At 34.7% G+C, this 3633-nt stretch carries 4 protein-coding genes and 1 pseudogene; all 5 read left to right on the forward strand.

Annotated features, from left to right (window positions below; genetic code table 11):
• A partial coding sequence (locus tag AB3X49_RS19430; protein ID WP_367964135.1) for an AAC(3) family N-acetyltransferase occupies positions 1-849 on the forward strand: 849 nt, incomplete at its 5' end.
• A gap of 12 nt (positions 850-861) precedes the next feature.
• Positions 862-1551, forward strand: coding sequence for a phosphopantothenoylcysteine decarboxylase domain-containing protein (locus AB3X49_RS19435; RefSeq protein WP_367964138.1), 690 nt, complete (start codon positions 862-864; stop codon positions 1549-1551).
• Positions 1552-1734: 183 nt separating this feature from the next.
• Complete coding sequence (locus tag AB3X49_RS19440) at positions 1735-2208, forward strand: tetratricopeptide repeat protein (RefSeq protein ID WP_002013416.1); 474 nt, start codon at positions 1735-1737, stop codon at positions 2206-2208.
• Between the two features lie 12 nt (positions 2209-2220).
• Positions 2221-3276, forward strand: a complete 1056-nt coding sequence (locus AB3X49_RS19445) for a hypothetical protein (protein WP_113709999.1) — start codon at positions 2221-2223, stop codon at positions 3274-3276.
• Positions 3269-3477: pseudogene (locus AB3X49_RS19450) on the forward strand (NUDIX domain-containing protein); the annotation flags it as partial. The gene AB3X49_RS19445 and the pseudogene AB3X49_RS19450, both read left to right, overlap by 8 nt.
• Positions 3478-3633: the final 156 nt, after the last annotated feature.

Genomic DNA, 3633 nt, shown 5'->3' on the forward strand with positions numbered 1-3633 from the left:
ATATATGTATGTATTAGTTTAAAGCAAAATGGGGGAACAATCGTGAAAATGAATGACATAGTGGCGAATACACAATTTCCAAATACAATCGAAACAATTACAAATGATTTAAAAGCATTAGGGATAGAAAAGGGAATGACAGTTATTGTACATTCTTCATTAAGTTCAATCGGTTGGATATCAGGCGGTGCAGTTGCCGTAGTAGAAGCGTTAATGAAAGTTGTTACAGAAGAAGGAACGATAATTATGCCGACGCAATCTTCGGATTTATCCGATCCAAAACATTGGTCAAGACCACCTGTACCAGAAGAATGGTGGCAAATTATTCGGGATAACGTCCCAGCATTTGATCCACGTATAACACCAACAAGGGCAATGGGAGAAGTAGTTGAATGTTTTCGTACATATCCGAATGTATTGCGCAGTAATCATCCACTCAGTAGTTTTGCAGCATGGGGGCAACACGCAGAAGAAATTACAGCGAATCATTCACTTTCCATAAGTTTTGGTGAAGAATCGCCATTACGAAAAATATACGATTTAGATGGATACATATTATTACTTGGTGTTGGTTATGACTCTAATACGTCTATACATTTATCTGAGGTACGTACAGGTGCACGCGAGTTAATAAAGGTAGGAGCACCTATTATAGAAGAAGGTGTAAGAGTATGGAAAGAATTCGTTGAAATGGATTACGATTCTGATACGTTTGTAGAAATCGGAGTTGAATATGAGCTTAAAGGAACAGTTACGCGTGGGAAGATAGGGAATGCGACGTGCCGTTTTATGAGGCAGCGTGATGCAGTTGACTTTGGAACAGAGTGGTTTCGTGCGAAAAATCAGTAAGGGATGGTTATTATGCAGGAGAAAAAAGTATTAATTACGAGCGGCGGCTGCCTAGAAAAATGGGATCAAGTACGTGGACATACAAATTTAGCAAAAGGTACGATTGGAAGAATTATTGCGGAAGAGCTAATGACAAAGGGCGCATATGTAATATATTTGCATGGCTATTTCGCTGAGAAGCCAATGGATGTAAATAACCAATTAGAATTGCACCCATTTGAGGGGATTATTGATTTACAAGATAAGATGAAAAGTATTATTACACATGAAAAAGTAGATGCAGTTATTATGGCTGCTGCTGGCTCAGATTGGGTTGTCGAAAAGATTTGTGATCAAGATGGAAATGTTCTTAATATGAACGGAAAGATTTCAAGTGACATCGCTCCAATTATTCATTTTCAAAAAGCGCCAAAAGTATTAAAACAAATAAAGAGTTGGGATCCAGAAACGATACTCGTTGGCTTTAAACTTGAAAGTGACGTAAATGAAGCAGAACTTATTGAAAGAGCAAGTAAAAGAATGGAAGATGCAAAAGCAAGTGTAATGGTAGCAAACTCACCGCATTCTTTATATTCTCGCGGTGCTGTGCATCACGTTATTGGACAAGACGGTAATGTGAAGTTATGTAATGGGAAAGATGAAACTGCAAAAGAAATTGTCAATATGTTAGAGCATTTATGTAATCGTATCACTGCGATGTAAATTTAAGCTTTTAGAAAGAGATGCAGTCGCATAGTATGTAATGGAGTTAATATTAAATTAGTAGGGGAACTTAGCCCTCACTAATTATTAAATTGAGTCAATGGAATAAATAGGCCATTAGCTGCTCGTAAATGTGTAATACATGATATATGCATAATGAACATTTTGTGAGGAGTGGATTGTATGGAACATTTATTAAAGCAAGCTATTAAACTTAGAAATGAAAAGAAATATGCGCAGTCTAGAGAGATACTTATAGGATTAACAAACTTTACGAGGGATGCAGAAGTACTATATCAATGCGCTTGGATACATGATGTAATGGGTCTTGAAACGGAGGCGGTTCCGTATTATGAACAGGCAATTGCGAACGGACTTGATGGTGAATCCCTTTGCGGTGCGTATATCGGTCTTGGCAGTACGTATCGTTGTATAGGGGAATATGATAAAGCGATTACTTTATTAGAAGCAGGGATAAAGAAGTTCCCGGAAAATGACGTGATGAAAGTGTTTTTATCATTAGCAAAATATAACGTAAACGAACATGAAGAAGCGATGAAATTACTGTTAGAGACAGTTGTGAAAGTAGATGAGATAAAAGAATTTGAACGTGCTATTTCATTTTATAAAGACCATTTAAATGAGGTTTTTGAATAGAGGAGAGAAGGAATGAATCCATCAATTTCACGAAGGAAAAAAGGCATTTGGATTGGACTCGTATCTTTAATTATGTTATCAAACTATTTATTGTATGCCCTGCCAATAGTGCCAGCTGCCCCGAAAGAAGTAGTCCTCGGTTCATTATTAGATTTTATGTTTGTAATTCCAGTCATCACATATTTCTTTATTATACGGAAAAGATATTCGTTAACGTATATGTTTCCTGTAGTTATAGCTGGATATGTATTCGCAAGATTTATAATTCCTAGTGATTATTTACAAGCTTTTTCATTTGTTTCGTATGTAATAGTTGCTGGAGAAATTGTGTTCGTATGTTTTGAACTGTTTCTTATATATAAAATTATAAGAGTACTTCCTAAAATAATAAAACGATATAAAGAATATAGAAGTGAGTATTCTTCATTTTCTTATGCGATTGATGCAGCATTTGATGCTAATATGAAGAGAAGTAAGACAGTAAATATCATTCTAACAGAGTGTAAATTACTCTATTATGCTTTTTTATCGTGGCGTGAAAAAGTATTAGAAAGTGAATCCACATACTCATATCATAAAAAGACCGGTGCAATAGGTGTTTATATCATGATTATTCATGCAACATTAATTGAAAGTATCGGTTTTCATTATTTACTTCATCAATGGAATCCAGTAATAGCTTGGGTTTTACTCATCTTAAACATATATGCGATGTTTTATTTTTTAGCTGAAATACAAGCGATGCGTAAAAATCCAATTATCGTTGCGGAAGAAAAAGTGATTATTCAAATTGGATTAGGAAAGAAAATCGTTATATCATTTACACAAATTGATAACATTGCGTTTTATAAAGGCGAACCTTTAAAGAAAGAAGAAGAGAAAGAGGTTCTTGACGCAACTGTTATGGAATTTATAAAGGAACCTCCAACTTTTGAAATAACGTTAAAAGAGCCAATTAAAGCGCAGTTGTTATATGGATTTTCTAAAACAGTAAGTCGTATTCACTTAAATGTAGACGATGAACGGAAATTTTATGATGTAGTTAAGGGAAAGTTAAAACATGAGTAAAGCTCCTAAATATCATCGTGCGTTTGGTGTACGGCATTTGTATCGAAAATAATAGTATTATTAGTAATCGATAAAATTAAAGGGCCATACAGAAACCGATATGATCTACCTGGTGGTAGTTTAGAAGATGGGGAATCATTATTAGCTGGACTTCATAGAGAAATAGAAGAAGAGACTGGGCTGAAAGTGAAGGTAGTAAAATAATAATGGTATTGGAGTTCCTTCTAATTTAGAAGGGGCTTTTTTGTGGAGTAGCAAATGAGATTATATTGATTTTATTTTTAAAAACAAGAAACTAGTTGACTGAATGCTTTCTTGGTGGAAATATAAAGGGATATAATTAAAGAACAGATACAT

It is taken from the genome of Bacillus sp. C30 (assembly GCF_040838255.1).
Taxonomy (GTDB): Bacteria; Bacillota; Bacilli; order Bacillales; family Bacillaceae_G; genus Bacillus_A; species Bacillus_A mycoides.